The 13,893-nt window shown below is 66.9% G+C and carries 13 protein-coding genes; 7 read left to right on the forward strand and 6 right to left on the reverse strand.

From position 1 onward, the window contains the following. Window positions 1–214 precede the first annotated feature (214 nt). A complete protein-coding gene (gene ahcY, locus GJ693_RS08645) occupies window positions 215–1,600 on the reverse strand; it encodes an adenosylhomocysteinase (protein WP_156255909.1) in 1,386 nt (461 codons plus the stop codon). Window positions 1,601–1,694: 94 nt separating this feature from the next. Next, a complete protein-coding gene (locus GJ693_RS08650; protein ID WP_156255910.1) occupies window positions 1,695–2,585 on the reverse strand; it encodes a LysR family transcriptional regulator in 891 nt (296 codons plus the stop codon). 120 nt (window positions 2,586–2,705) lie between these two features. Here GJ693_RS08650 and GJ693_RS08655 point away from each other — a divergent pair, with 120 nt between their 5' ends. From GJ693_RS08655 to GJ693_RS08665, 3 genes are all read left to right on the forward strand, one after another. After that, window positions 2,706–3,407 (forward strand): SDR family NAD(P)-dependent oxidoreductase, encoded by a 702-nt coding sequence (locus GJ693_RS08655; RefSeq protein ID WP_156255911.1) that lies wholly within the window; start codon window positions 2,706–2,708, stop codon window positions 3,405–3,407. A 106-nt stretch (window positions 3,408–3,513) separates the two neighbouring features. Next, window positions 3,514–4,311: a mechanosensitive ion channel family protein gene (locus GJ693_RS08660; RefSeq protein WP_156255912.1), complete on the forward strand. Its 798-nt coding sequence runs from the start codon at window positions 3,514–3,516 to the stop codon at window positions 4,309–4,311. A gap of 53 nt (window positions 4,312–4,364) precedes the next feature. Further along, window positions 4,365–6,479, forward strand: a complete 2,115-nt coding sequence (locus tag GJ693_RS08665) for a prolyl oligopeptidase family serine peptidase (RefSeq protein WP_197042067.1) — start codon at window positions 4,365–4,367, stop codon at window positions 6,477–6,479. On the opposite strand, the gene GJ693_RS08670 is transcribed toward GJ693_RS08665, so the two are convergent. Then, window positions 6,469–6,843, reverse strand: a complete 375-nt coding sequence (locus GJ693_RS08670; RefSeq protein ID WP_156255914.1) for a YbaN family protein — start codon at window positions 6,841–6,843, stop codon at window positions 6,469–6,471. The two genes, GJ693_RS08665 and GJ693_RS08670, sit on opposite strands and share 11 nt — an antisense overlap. A gap of 107 nt (window positions 6,844–6,950) precedes the next feature. Beyond that, window positions 6,951–7,493: a carboxymuconolactone decarboxylase family protein gene (locus GJ693_RS08675; protein ID WP_197042068.1), complete on the reverse strand. Its 543-nt coding sequence runs from the start codon at window positions 7,491–7,493 to the stop codon at window positions 6,951–6,953. 74 nt (window positions 7,494–7,567) lie between these two features. On the opposite strand from GJ693_RS08675, the gene GJ693_RS08680 reads away from it, so the two are divergent. Next, a complete protein-coding gene (locus GJ693_RS08680; RefSeq protein WP_197042069.1) occupies window positions 7,568–7,891 on the forward strand; it encodes a winged helix-turn-helix transcriptional regulator in 324 nt (107 codons plus the stop codon). Here GJ693_RS08680 and GJ693_RS08685 read toward each other — a convergent pair. After that, complete coding sequence (locus tag GJ693_RS08685) at window positions 7,888–8,655, reverse strand: inositol monophosphatase family protein (RefSeq protein ID WP_156255917.1); 768 nt, start codon at window positions 8,653–8,655, stop codon at window positions 7,888–7,890. The two genes, GJ693_RS08680 and GJ693_RS08685, sit on opposite strands and share 4 nt — an antisense overlap. After that, window positions 8,652–9,791: a CaiB/BaiF CoA transferase family protein gene (locus GJ693_RS08690; RefSeq protein WP_156255918.1), complete on the reverse strand. Its 1,140-nt coding sequence runs from the start codon at window positions 9,789–9,791 to the stop codon at window positions 8,652–8,654. The genes GJ693_RS08685 and GJ693_RS08690 overlap by 4 nt, the downstream gene beginning before the upstream one ends. 364 nt (window positions 9,792–10,155) lie before the next feature. Between GJ693_RS08690 and GJ693_RS08695 the strand changes: the two genes are divergently transcribed. From GJ693_RS08695 to GJ693_RS08705, 3 genes are read left to right on the forward strand one after another with little or no spacing between them, the layout of a single operon-like run. Next, on the forward strand, window positions 10,156–12,366 hold the full coding sequence (locus GJ693_RS08695) for a transferrin receptor-like dimerization domain-containing protein (protein ID WP_156255919.1): 2,211 nt from the start codon (window positions 10,156–10,158) through the stop codon (window positions 12,364–12,366). Next, entirely contained in the window at window positions 12,363–13,277 is a 915-nt protein-coding gene (locus GJ693_RS08700) for an alpha/beta hydrolase (protein ID WP_156255920.1), read from the forward strand. The genes GJ693_RS08695 and GJ693_RS08700 overlap by 4 nt, the downstream gene beginning before the upstream one ends. Further along, on the forward strand, window positions 13,274–13,852 hold the full coding sequence (locus tag GJ693_RS08705) for a glutathione S-transferase N-terminal domain-containing protein (protein ID WP_156255921.1): 579 nt from the start codon (window positions 13,274–13,276) through the stop codon (window positions 13,850–13,852). Before GJ693_RS08700 ends, GJ693_RS08705 begins: the two co-directional genes overlap by 4 nt. Window positions 13,853–13,893 lie beyond the last annotated feature (41 nt).

The raw sequence follows: 13,893 nt of genomic DNA on the forward strand, positions 1-13,893 counted from the left end.
TGGCGGACGGCATTCTCACCGGCGCGGTTGCCGGCGGCGGTCAGCGGCGCCGGCGGCGATTCCTGCGCGGCGGCCGGCATCGCGCCCAGCAGCGTGGCAGCGGCCACGCAGGGAAGCGGTCTCACGAACAAGGCTCCGGCGCTGCCAACATTACGTGTGAGTAATGCTGACAGCGCCGGCAAAGGTCAATCAGCCGCTGCTGTGACCGTGCGCCTCAGTAACGATAATGGTCCGGCTTGAACGGGCCGGCCTCGCCGACGCCGATATAGGCGGCCTGCTTGTTCGACAGCGTGGTCAGCTTCACGCCCAGCTTGTCGAGGTGCAGGCGGGCGACCTTCTCGTCGAGATGCTTGGGCAGCACATAGACGCGGTTCTCGTACTGCTCGGACTTGGTCCACAGCTCGATCTGGGCCAGCACCTGGTTGGTGAAGCTGGCGGACATCACGAAGCTGGGGTGGCCGGTGGCGCAGCCCAGGTTCACCAGCCGGCCCTTGGCCAGCACGATGATCTGGTTGCCATCCGGGAACTCGACGATGTCGGTGCCGGGCTTCACTTCGGTCCACTTGTAGTTCGAAAGCGCGGCAATCTGGATCTCGCTGTCGAAGTGGCCGATGTTGCAGACGATGCTGTTGGGCTTCATCGCCTTCATGTGCTCGGCGGTGATCACGTCCATGTTGCCGGTGGCGGTCACGAAGATGTCGGCGCGCTTCACGGCGTCTTCCATGGTGACGACCTCAAAGCCTTCCATGGCGGCCTGCAGCGCGCAGATCGGATCGATTTCGGTGACCATCACGCGGGCGCCGCCGTTGCGCAGCGAATGGGCGCTGCCCTTGCCGACATCGCCGAAGCCGGCGACGCAGGCGACCTTGCCCGCCAGCATCACGTCGGTGGCGCGGCGGATGGCATCGACCAGCGATTCCTTGCAGCCATAGAGATTGTCGAACTTCGACTTGGTGACGCTGTCGTTGACGTTGATCGCCGGGAACGGCAGCCGGCCCTGCTTGGCCAGTTCATAGAGGCGGTGGACGCCGGTGGTGGTCTCTTCCGAAACGCCCTTCAGATTCTTCACCGTCTCGGTCAGATAGCCGGGGCGGGCCTTCACGAAGGCCTTGAGCGCCCGCTGGAATTCGACCTCTTCCTCGTTCTCCGGCTCGCCCATGGTTTCGCCGGCTTCGAGGCGGGCGCCCCACAGCGCGAACATGGTGGCGTCGCCGCCGTCATCCAGGATGATGTTGGCGGTGACATCGCCCCAATCGAAGATGCGGCCGACATAATCCCAATAGTCCGCCAGGCTCTCGCCCTTGATGGCATAGGTCGGGATGCCGGCCGCGGCCATGGCGGCGGCGGCATGATCCTGGGTTGAGAAGATGTTGCAGGTGGCCCAGCGCAGCTCCGCGCCCAGCGCCACCAGCGTTTCCATCAGCACGGCGGTCTGGATGGTCATGTGCAACGAGCCGGTGATGCGCGCGCCTGTCAGCGGCTTTGATGCACCAAATTCCTCGCGCAGCGCCATCAGGCCGGGCATTTCGGTTTCGGCGATGGCGATTTCGCGGCGGCCGAAATCGGCGAGGCTCAGATCCTTGATGGCGTAATCGGCCATGATGATGTTCCTGTTGCTGGAGGTTGGCGTTCCCGTAGCGGCAGGGGAGCCCTCATGCAAGTATAAAGATAGCTTTATATGACTGCGCCGGCGCTCATTGGCCAAGCTGTGCGCGCAGGAAATCGATGCCGGCGCGGATCTTGGGCGGCAGCAGGGTGCGGCTGGCATAGAGCAGCCAGGCGTTGCTGCCGAAGGCGGTGGTGCTGGCCTCGTGATCGGGCAACAGGCGCACCAGCCGTCCGCTCGCCACGGCATCGGCGGCCAACCAGTCGGTGAGGAGGGCGACGCCCAGGCCATCGATACAGGCCTGTTTCAGCGCCAGCGGCGAGGAGATGGCGACGGGGCCATCCACCGCCACGCTTTCGGCGCCGCCATCGGGACGGGAAAAGCGCCATTCCCGCCGTTGCAGCGGGCCGGCGAACAGCAGGCAGGGCGTGCCGGTGAGATCGGCCGGCGCGTTGATCGGGCCGTGGCGATCCAGCCAGGCGGGCGCGGCATAGGCGTGATAACGGCTGGGGTGCAGCGGCACGCCGATCAGGCCGGGCGGGATGCTGGGCGACATGCGGATGGCGATGTCCACCGGCTCGGTGACCAGATCGACCAGCCGGTCGGTCAGATCCAGCGCGACCTCGAGGCCAGGGTGCGCCGCGCGCCAGGCGGGCAGCAGCGGCACCAACCGGATAGTGCCATAGGCAACCGAGGCGGTGATCGCCAGCCGGCCGGTCAACGTGCTGCCGCGCGCCATCTCGGCGGCAGCGGCAAGGTCGCGGGCCAGCGGTTCAACCGTCGCAAGGTAACGCGCGCCGGCCTCGGTCAGCGCCAGCCGCCGTGTGGAACGCTGGAACAGGCGGAAGCCCAGTTCCGTCTCCAGCCCGGCGATGGCGCGGCTGACCAGGCTGGGATCGATCAGGCGCTGGCGGGCGACCGGCGCAAAGCCGCCCGCATGGGCGACATCGACGAACAGCGACAGGGTGGCGAGGTCCATACCGGGATCATTGATGCAAAATCTGCACGAAACAATGGCTGATATGGTGATTTTTCGTTGGGCGGCGCCGGAATACACCCGGTCTCAGCAGCAGCCCCGCTGCCCACCAGGAGATTTCCAATGACCATCACCAACAGCATCGCCTTCGTCACCGGCGCCAATCGCGGCATCGGCGCCGCCTTCGTGGACGCGCTGCTCGACGCCGGCGCTGCCCGTGTCTATGCCGCCGCCCGCCAGCCGATCAGCCATGCCGATCCGCGCGTGATCCCGATCACGCTCGATGTCACCGATGCCGCCGCGATCAAGGCGGCCGCCGACAAGGCTGGCGATGTCACCTTGCTGATCAACAATGCTGGCGCGCTGGAAGGCGGCGACGTGTTTGCCGCCGGGGCCGAAGCGCTGGAACGCCAGCTCGCCGTCAATACGCTGGCGCCGCTGCGCCTGGCGGCGGCTTTTGCCCCGGCTCTTCGCCGCAGCAAGGGTGCCATCGTCAACATCTTGTCGGTGGTGGCGCTGGCGCCGATGCCGGGCCTGGCCAGCTACAGCGCCTCGAAGGCCGCCGCCGCCTCGCTCACCGGTGCGCTGCGCGCCACGCTGGCCGCCGATGGCGTGGCTGTGCACGGCGTCTTCCCCGGCCCTGTCGATACCGACATGGCCGCCGGCATCGACCTGCCCAAGACCAGCCCGGTTGACGTCGCCCGCGCCGTGCTGGCCGGGGTGGAAGCCGGCACCGCCGACATCTTCCCGGATGCCTTTGCCCGCCAGGTCGAACAGGGCTGGTTTGCCGATCCGCGCGCCGTGGCGCTGCAATTCGCCGCCTGATCTGCACCAATGAAACGAGGCCGGGCCCGCGATGGCCCGGCCTCTTTCTGTTGCCCCCCGAATCGGTTAGCCTGAAACGTCAGTTGCGCACCGGGGGAGACAGACGATGGATTGGCCGATCATTACTGCAACCATCACGGCGGTTGCGCTGAAACTGGCAGCCGGCTTTGCGCTTTACATGGTTGGCCGCTGGTTGATCGGTTTTGCCATTGGCGTCTTGAGCCGGGTGCTCACCGCCCGCAACTTCGATCCGACGCTGCAGCGCTACATCGCCTCCATCCTGGGCGTCGTGCTCAACATCGTGCTGGTGGTGGCGATCCTCGGCTTCTTCGGGATCGAGACGACCAGCTTTGCCGCGCTCTTGGCCGGCGTTGGCCTGGCGGTGGGCGCAGCCTGGTCGGGGCTGCTCTCCAACTTCGCGGCCGGGGCGTTTCTCGTCATCTTCCGGCCCTACAAGGTGGGCGATTATGTCGTGGGTGGCGGCGTTGAAGGCACGGTGACCGAGGTCGGCCTGTTCAACACGGTCATCACCAGCCCCGACAATGTGCAGACCATCGTGGGCAATTCGAAGATGTCGGGCGACGTGGTGAAGAATTTCTCCGCCCACCCCTATCGCCGCGTCGATCGCACCGCGCAGCTGGCCTTTGGCGTGAGCGCAGCTGATGCCATCGCCCGGCTGAAACCGGCGCTGGCCGCCATTCCCAACGTGATGGCCGATCCGGCGCCCGATGTCGAAATCCTCGATTTCAACGAGCGTGGCACCGTGCTGGCCGTTCGCCCCTATTGCCACACCAGCCATTACTGGCAGGTCTGGTTCGACACCAACAAGCTGATCGCCAAGACCTTTGGCGAGGCCGGCTATGCCGCGCCCTTCCTGGTGCAGGAGAACAAGACGGCACTGTGACGCGCTGGCTTGGCGGCTGGCGTCAGGGCGGCTAGACCCTTGGCCATGCCTGCATGTCGAGGAGTCTGCCCGTGCGTTCCATCCTGCTCGTGGCCGCGCTGATGAGCGCTGCGCCGGTTCTTGCCGCCCCCATCGCCTATCCCGAAACCCATCGCGGCTTCGAGGTGGAGAAGGGCCCCGCTGGCCTGTCCGTGCCCGATCCCTATCGCTGGCTGGAAGCCGACGTGCGCACCGACGAGAATGTGGCGAAATGGGTGGAGGCGCAGAACAAGGTGACCATGGCCTATCTGGCCGGGCTGCCCAAGCGCGAGCAGATCCGCCAGCGCCTGACGGCGCTTTACAACTACGAGCGATTCGGCGTGCCGCGCGTGAAGGGGGGCGTGCAATTCTTCACCCGCAATTCGGGCCTGCAGAACCAGTCCGTGCTCTATGTGCAGGCGCCGGGTGCCGAGCCCCGCGTGCTGATTGACCCAAATCCCTGGGCCAAGGATGGCGCGACTGCGCTGGCCGAGTGGGAACCGTCGGCCGATGGCAAGCTGCTGGTCTATGCCGTGCAGGACGGCGGCACCGATTGGCGCACGCTGAAAGTGCGGGATGTCGCCACCGGCCAGGACCTGCCGGACGTGATCGAGTGGGTGAAATCCAGTGCGATTGCCTGGAAGAAGGATGGTTCGGGCTTCTATTACTCGCGCTTCCCGGAACAGGCCGGACCGAAATATCTCGGCGTCAGCCTCAACCAGAAGCTCTATTTCCACAAACTCGGCACGCCGCAATCGGCGGACCAGCTGATCTTCGAAACGCCCGATTTTCCCAAGCGCGGGCATTCGGGCCAGGTGACGGACGATGGCCGCTGGCTGGTGATCATCACCGCCGAAGGCACCGACAGCCGCTATGAAGTGCGCGTGGCGGATATTGCCAAAGGTGAGAAGCCGCGCGCGCTGGTGACCGGGCTGGACCATGATTGGTCACTGGCCGGCTCGAAGGGCGACACGCTCTATTTCCGCACCAACAAGGCGGCGCCGCTGGGCCGCATCGTGGCGATGAACGCGCTGACCGGTGCGATCAGCGAAATCGTGCCACAAGGTGCCGCCACGCTCACCGGCGCCTCGCTCGTCGGCAACCGGCTGGTGGCGGACACGCTGGAAGACGCCAAGTCGGTCGTCCGCCTCTATGAACTGGATGGCAAGCCGGTCGGCGTGCTGCCGCTGCCCGGCATCGGCACGGCCGGCGGGTTTGAATCGTCGGAGGATGGCACCACCTGGTTTGCCTTCTCCAGCTTTGCAACGCCCGGTTCGATCTGGCGCTATGACACCGCGACCAACAGCGCGACGGTGGTCCGGCAGGCCAAGGTCGCCTTCTCGCCCGACGATTATGCCGTCAGCCAGGTCTTCTACAGCTCGAAGGACGGGACCAAGGTGCCGATGTTCATCGCGCACCGGAAGGATCTCGACGTGTCGAAACCGCACCCGGCGCTGCTCTATGGCTATGGCGGGTTCGATATCAGCAGCACGCCGGGCTTCAGCGTCAGCCGGCTGGTGTGGATGGAGATGGGCGGCGTGTTCGTGCTCGCCAACATCCGCGGCGGCGGTGAATATGGCGAGGCCTGGCACGATGGCGGCCGTCTGCTCAAGAAGCAGAATGTGTTCGATGATTTCATCGCGGCAGGCGAGGCGCTGATCGCCAGGGGCATCACCAGCAAGGGCCAGCTCGCCATCCAGGGCGGCTCCAACGGTGGGCTCCTTGTCGGCGCCGTCACCAACCAGCGGCCCGACCTGTTCGCCGCGGCGCTGCCGGCCGTCGGCGTGATGGACATGCTGCGCTATGCCAACTGGACCGCCGGGCGCTATTGGGTGGATGATTATGGCGACGTGACCAAGCCGGAGATGTTCCGTTACAACCTGGGATATAGCCCCTATCACAACGTCAAGGGCGGCAGGGACTATCCGGCCATCCTCGTCACCACCGCCGATACCGATGACCGGGTGGTGCCGGGCCACAGCTTCAAATATGCCGCCGCGCTGCAGGCGGCCGCCATCGGCGACAAGCCGCACCTGATCCGCATCGAGACGCGCGCCGGCCATGGCAGCGGCAAGCCGACCGACAAGATCATCGCGGAAGCGGCCGATCTTTGGGCCTTTGCCGGATACTGGACCGGGCTTACTCGCTGAGCCGGCGCGGCCCGTTCGGGCGGGTGAGGATGAACAGGCAGGTGGCCGGCAGGATCACCGCCTGGATGATGATCACCCGCGTCGGCGCGCCGACCAGGAAGCTGATGCCGAACACCACGGCCATCGAGACGACGGCGAGCAGCTTGGCGCGCGGCGCGATGGCGCGATGCTGTTCCCAGTTGCGGATCAGCGGCCCGAACAATTTGTGGCCCAGCAGCCAGTCGTGCAGGCGCGGGCTGGAGCGCGCGAAGCAATAGGCGGACAGCAGCACGAACGGCGTGGTCGGCAGCAACGGCAGCACCACGCCGGCAATGCCGAGCGCCAGCGACGTCAGCCCGATCAGGAGCCAGAGGGTGCGGAACATGCCGGCACGTTAGCAGTGCCCGGCCCTCTTGCAACGCATTCTCAACTGGCGCGGGCCAGCCGCATCGTCGCAGTCGCGCCGGCCGGCAGGCAGCGATGGCCCGGCCTTTACGCAGGCGGTCGCGAAAACGCCTCGTGCGGCAGCCGGGCCAGGTTGGCGACAAAGCTCACCGTCTGATAGGCGCCGGCCAGCGCGCAGACTTCGAGCTGTTGCGCCAGGCTCCAGTCCGCCTCGAACCGGGCCTGGGTGGCATCATCCAGACGGCCATCGCGGCACAATTGGTCGAGCGCGTGCAGCAAACAGGCCTCGTCCGCGCTCCACAGGGCGGGATTGATGGCGGTGGCGCGTGTGTCGGCCAGCTGCGCCGCATCGATCCGGGCGGCGCCGGCAAAGATCGCGGTATGGACGCCCCATTCATAATCGCAACTGCGCAGCGCGGTGACGCGCAGGATGACGATCTCGCGGATGCGCAGCGGCAGCGGGCTGTCGCGATCGAGCAAATTGGGCACGCCCTTCTTCAGAAAGCGCGGGCTGTGGGCAAAGGTGCGGAACAGCGACAGCAACTGGCCGTCGGCCTGGGGATAGCCGGCGAGCAGGGCAGCGGTTTCGGGCGGATAAGGCGGTTCCAGCGGGTGAAGATGATTGGCCACGGCGGCATCCTTCGCTATGATTCTCATAGCAACAATGCGCTATGAAAAACATAGCGTCAAGCAGGAGGCCGATCTTGTCCGTTCGTGGTTCACGCACCGGCCGGCCGATCATGCGGCTGCTCGATATTCTCGGGCAGCGCTGGGTGCTGCGCATCCTGTGGGAATTGCGCGCTGGCCCGCTGAGTTTCCGCGCCCTGCAGGCCGCCTGTGAGGCCATCTCGCCGGCCGTGCTCAATGACCGGATGAAGCTGCTGCGCGGCCATGACCTGGTGGCGCTGCAGGCCGACGGCTATGCGCTGACCGCGCGCGCCCAGACGCTGCTGCCGGTGATCCTGCAGATGATGGACCTCGCCAACAGCTGGGCCGCCGCCGGGGACTGGCCGCAGCCCGACGCTTAACCAGCGAGCCTTTCGGCGATTGCTGCGGCGAGATCGGCGTCACCAGCCGCAATCACGGCGCCGCGGCTGGACGTGGTGAGCGGCTGGCCCTCCCAATCGGTCATCACGCCGCCGGCACGGGTGATGATCGGCACCAGCGCACACCAATCGTGCAGCTTCAGCCCGGATTCGACCACCGCATCCAGATGCCCGGCAGCGACCAGGCCATAATTATGGCAATCGCCGCCATAGAGCGTGTCGCGTGCGGCGGCGCGGACCCGATCGAAACAGGCGAAATCCGCCGGGTCAAAGGCGTGCGGGCTGGTGGTGCCGATGCGCGCCGCGCCGAGCTCAAGCCCATGGCGCACGTGCACGCGCTGGCCGTTGAGCATGGTCGGCTGGTCCGGCCCGGCAATCCAGCGGTCACCGATGATGCACTGGTCGATGATGCCGAGCACGGGCTTGCCCTGTTCCATCAGGCCAATGAGCGTGCCGAACAGCGGCCGGCCGGCGACAAAGGCGCGGGTGCCGTCGATGGGATCGAGCACCCACACCCGCTCCGCATCTGCCCGGTCATCGCCATATTCCTCGCCGATCACCCCGTCGTCGGGCCGATACTGCTCCAGCAGGCGGCGGATGGCGGCTTCGGCCTCCTTGTCGGCGGCGGTGACGGGGGAGAAATCCGCCTTGGTCTCGACCAGGACCGGCCGGCGGAACCAGGGCCGGATGGCGGCGCCAGCGGCTTCGGCGAGCAGTTCGGCGAGTGCGAGATCGGACAAACTCACAGGCCGAGCTCCTTCAGGATCGTGGCTCGATCCCCATCCAGTTCGGGTGCCGGCGCGCGGGTGGCGGGATCGGCGTGGGCCGATAGCTTGATCGGGTTGCCGGCGGCGATCAGCGGCGTGCCGTCGGGCAGCGATGTATGCACCACCATATTGCGCGCCTGCACCTGCGGGTTGGCCAGGGCCTGGCCGATATTGTTCAAGGGCCCGCAGGGCACCCCGGCGGCCTCCAGCTTCGGCAACCAGTGCGCCACCGGCTGGGTGAGCAGCACGCCTTCCAGCACCGCCGCCAGCGCTTCGGCATGAGTGGTACGGGCATTGTTGTCGGCAAAGCGTGGATCGTCGGTGGGCAGGCCCAGCGCGGTGCACAGCGCGGTGAACAACTGGTCGTTGCCGGCGGCAATCACGATCGGCGCATCGGCGCATTGATAGGCGGCAAAGGGCGTGATCGACGGGTGGCGCGCGCCCAGTGGCCCCGGCGACTCCCCGGTGGCGGCATAGCGCGCGATGGCGTTTTCGAGGATGGCAATCTGCCCGTCGAGCATGGCGACATCGACGAACTGGCCCTTTCCGGTCCGGTCGCGATCATGCAGGGCGGCCATGATGCCGATCACCGTGAACAGGCCGGCGGTGATGTCCCCCACGCTGGTGCCGACCCGGGTCGGCGGGCCGCCGGGATGGCCGGTGACACTCATGATGCCGCCCATCGCCTGCACCACCATGTCGTACGCGGCCTTCTGGCTGTCCGGCCCGGTCTGGCCAAAGCCCGACGTCGCCGCGTGGATAAGGCGCGGATAGCGCGCGGCCAGCGCCTCCCAGCCATAGCCCAACCGCGCCATCACGCCGGGGCGGTAATTGTCGATCAACACGTCCCCGCGCGCCAGCAGCGCTTCGAAGATCACCCGATCGTCAGCGGATTTCAGATCGAGCGCGATCGATTGCTTGCCGCGGTTGATGCTGGCGAAATAGGCGCTGTGGCCCTTGATGAACGGGCCATAGGCGCGGGCATCGTCGCCGCCATCGGGCCGCTCCACCTTGATCACGCGCGCGCCCAGATCGGCCAGCACCATGGTGGCATAAGGCCCGGCCAGCACGCGCGACAGGTCGATGACGGTGATGTCTGCAAGGGGACCGGGCATTTGATGCGTGTAGCGTTGTTTTTCCCCCTCGTCACCGCCCCCGCTGACGGTCAAGGGTCTGAACTCAACAAATCCAAGCGCCGTCACGAAGCCAGGAAGGCCGAGAGAAGTGAGTGAGTGCAGCCAGATAGCAGCGCTATCTGGCAATCGAGCGAGCGCGCTATCGGCCTTCCTGGCTTCGCCCGAAGGGTGGCCCGGAGACGTGATATGGCGTCGTTGCGGTCGCTTGCCGGGGGGCGAAGCCCCGCCTGCGCGCCCGCGCCCAAAGGGACCTCTGGGCCATATCACGTCTCCGGTCCATGCCGGCGCTTGGATTTGTTGAGTTCAGACCCTAAACCATGCGCCGCAGACGGAGGGAAATCACATGCGTTCAACGATTCTGACGGCGTTCCTGCTGGGCACGGCGGCCGCCGCTCAACCCGTAACCGACAAGGCGGCCGTACTCGATGCCCAGGTGAGCAGCACCGAGCAGATGGCCTGGTTGAAGGACCTGACCTCCGCGCCCAATCATGTTGGCTCGCCGCACGACCAGCAGAATGCCGACACCATCGCGAAACTGTTCCGCGAATGGGGCTGGCAGGTGAGTTTCGCTGATTATCAGGTGCTCTATCCGACGCCGCTTTCGACCACGCTGGAGCTGGTCGGCCCGGTGGCCAAGAAACTCGGTGGGCAGGAACCGGGCATCCCGGAAGACGCCACCTCCAACAATCTCGCCGGCGCGCTGCCGCCGTATGTGGCCTATCAGGGCGATGGCGATGTGACGGCGCCGGTCGTCTATGTGAACTATGGCCTGCCCGCCGATTACGAGGCGCTGGCGCGGCGCGGCATCTCGGTCAAGGGCAAGATCGTCATTGCGCGCTATGGCGGCGGCTGGCGCGGCCTGAAGCCGAAGCTGGCGCAGGAACAGGGTGCCATCGGCTGCCTGATCTATTCCGATCCGCAGCAGGATGGCTATGGCGCGGCTGACACCTATCCCAACGGCGGCGGCCGTCCGCCGGCCGGGGTGCAGCGCGGCAGCGTGGTGGACATGACGACCTATCCGGGCGATCCGCTCACCCCCGGCGTCGGCGCCACCAAGGACGCCAAGCGCCTGACCCGCGAGACAGCGGCGACGGTGCTGAAGATCCCGACCCTGCCGATCTCCTATGCCGATGCGACCGAGATCCTCTCTCGCCTGAAGGGCGCGCCGGTGCCGGACAATTGGCGCGGCGGCCTGCCCTTCCACTACCGCTTTGGCGGCAGCGACGATGTGAAGCTGCACCTGGCGGTGAAGTCCGACTGGTCGTTAAAGACGGTGCGCAACGTCATCGCCAAGCTGCCGGGATCGACCAGGGCCGATGAATGGGTGGTGCGCGGCAACCATTATGACGGCTGGGTGTTCGGTGCCGCCGATCCGCTGTCGGGCGAAGTCGCCATGCTGTCCGAAGCCAAGGGACTGGGCGCGTTGTGGAAGGCCGGCTGGCGGCCAGCCCGCACCATCGTCTATGCGAGCTGGGACGGCGAGGAGCCAGGCCTGCTCGGCTCGACCGAATGGGTGGAGCATAATCTGGCCGAGCTGCGCCAGAAGGCGGTCATCTACATCAACAGCGACGGCAATGGCCGCGGTTATCTCGGCGTTGATGGCAGCCGCCAGTTCCAGCACCTGGTCAGCACGGTGGCGGGCGAGGTGAAGGACCCGCAGACCGGCGTGCCGGTGCTGGAACGCTGGCGGGCCGGGGTGCGGGCCGGCGCCTTCGAAGGCGAGCGCATCAGCGCCGACACGCTGAGCGCGGCCGAAGCCGGCGGTGTGCTGCCGCTGGATCCGCTGGGATCGGGCAGCGACTATACCGCCTTCATCCACCATGCCGGGGTGCCCAGCATCAATGTCGGCTTTGGCGGCGAGGGCGAAAGCGCCGGCTCCTACCACTCGATCTACGACAGCTATGATCATTTCGTGCGCTGGGATGATCCGGGCCTGGCCTATGGCGCGGCGCTGTCGAAGGTGACGGGCCGCCTGGTGCTGAACCTCGCCGATGCCGATGTGCTGCCGCTGCGCTTTGGCCCGGTGGCCGGCGCGGCGCGGGCCTATCTCACCGAGATCAGGTCGCTGATCGAGACGCGCCGCAAGGATGACGCCAAGCGCGCCGCGCTCACCCCCGACATGTACAAATTGGGCTCCGATCCGCGCGATCCGCTCGGGCCGCCGCTGGCCAAGGCGCCGACGCCGCAGATCGAACTGGCCGCGCTCGACAACGCCATCGCCCGGCTGGAAACGGCGGCCAAGGCCTTCGACACCGCCATCGCCGCCAAGGGCGCCGGCCTGACCGCTGCGCAGAAGACGGCGCTGAACGCGAAGCTGAAGGGCATTGAGCAGTCCCTGCTCAGCCCTTCGGGCCTGCCGTTCCGGCCGTGGTTCCGCAACATCTTCTCGGCACCGGGCCGCTTCACCGGCTATGGCGCCAAGACGCTGCCGGGCGTGCGCGAGGCGGTCGAGGAACGCCGTTTTGACGATGCCAACCGCGAAGCCGGCATCGCCGCAAAGGCGCTCAACGATTATGCTGATCGTCTGAACGCGGCGGCGGAGGTGCTGAAGTGAAGCACGCCCTTGTCGTCCTGGCCCTGCTCGCCGCCAGCCCGGCGCTGGCGCAGCGGATGCGCCCGGCCGACGTGGACAAGCTGCCATCCTCCACGCCGACGTTGACCGAAGCTTATGGCCCGGCGCCGGCGCAGATCGGCGACTTGCGGTTGCCGGCGGGTCCGGGGCCGCATCCGGTGGTGATCGTCATCCACGGCGGTTGCTGGTGGAAGGGCTTTGCCACCCGCCAGAACACCGCAGCGCTGGCCAGCCGGCTGACCGAGAAGGGCTTTGCCACCTGGAACATCGAATATCGTCAGGCCGGCGAAACGGGCCCGGACGGCAAGTATACCGGCGATCCCGGCGCCGGTTGGCCCGGCACCTTCAAGGACTGGGCCGCGGCCACCGATCATCTGCGCGATCTGGCCAAGCGCTACCCGCTCGACCTCACGCGCGTGGCGGTGACCGGCCACAGTGCCGGGGCGCACGCCGCCCTGTGGGTGGCGAGCCGCGCCAAGCTGCCCAAGGACAGCGAGATTGCTTCGCCCGATCCGCTCAAGATTGGCGCGGTGGTGGCGATCGACGGGCCAGGCGATCCCGGCGCCGAGATCGAGACGTTCGAGAAGGGCTGTGGTGTCCCGGCCGGCACGGCGATGTTTGGCGGCACGCCGGCCGAGCAGCCGCAGCGCTGGGCCGAAGGCAGCCCGCAGAAACAGCTGCCGTTCGGCTTCAAATCCGGCCTGGTTTCGGCCAGCCTGTTCCTGTCCCCCACGGCCACTGCGAAATGGGTAACGGAAGCGAGGCTGGGGAAAGACAGGTCCTCGGCCCTCATCCTCGGTGGCACCGGCCATTTCGAGGTGATCGCGCCGGGCAGCCCGGTGTGGAGCCAGGTCGAAGCCTTCCTGGTCGAACAACTGAAGGTGGACAAATGAAACTGCTCGCCTCTGCCACCTCGCCCTATGCCCGCAAATTGCGGGTGATCGCGCACGAACTGGGCATCGCGCTGCCGGTGGAGGACACCGCGCCGATGACCGATCCGGCCTCGCTGCTCAGCGCCAATCCGCTGGGCAAGGTGCCGGCGCTGGTGCTGGACGACGGCAGCGCCATCATCGATTCACCGGTGATCGCCGCCTTCCTGCTGGCCAGCGTGCCGGGGCAGGGGCTGTTGCCGCAGTCGGGGCACGGCCACTGGCAGGGGCGCACCACCGAAGCGCTGGCCGATGGTGTGCTCGATGCCTCGATCATCCTCAGGTTCAACATGGCCCAGGGCATCACCGCCGGGCCGTGGGTGGACCGGCAATATCGCGCCATCGAACGCGCACTGTGCGTGATGAACGGACGCGTGGGCGGCAGCGGATTCGGTGACATCTGCATCACCGTCGCCTGCGATTATCTGTCGTTCCGCTTTCCCGATCTCGACTGGCGCACCCACAATCCGGCGCTGGTGGGGTTGACGGACCGGCTGCTGGCCACCCCGGCCTTTGTGGCGACGCGGCCGCCGGCCTAACCGTCGCGCCCGCGCGGCAGCCGCACCGCGCCGTCGGGCAC

Origin of the sequence: Sandarakinorhabdus oryzae (assembly GCF_009733735.1) — a bacterium.
Lineage (GTDB): Bacteria > Pseudomonadota > Alphaproteobacteria > Sphingomonadales > Sphingomonadaceae > Sandarakinorhabdus > Sandarakinorhabdus oryzae.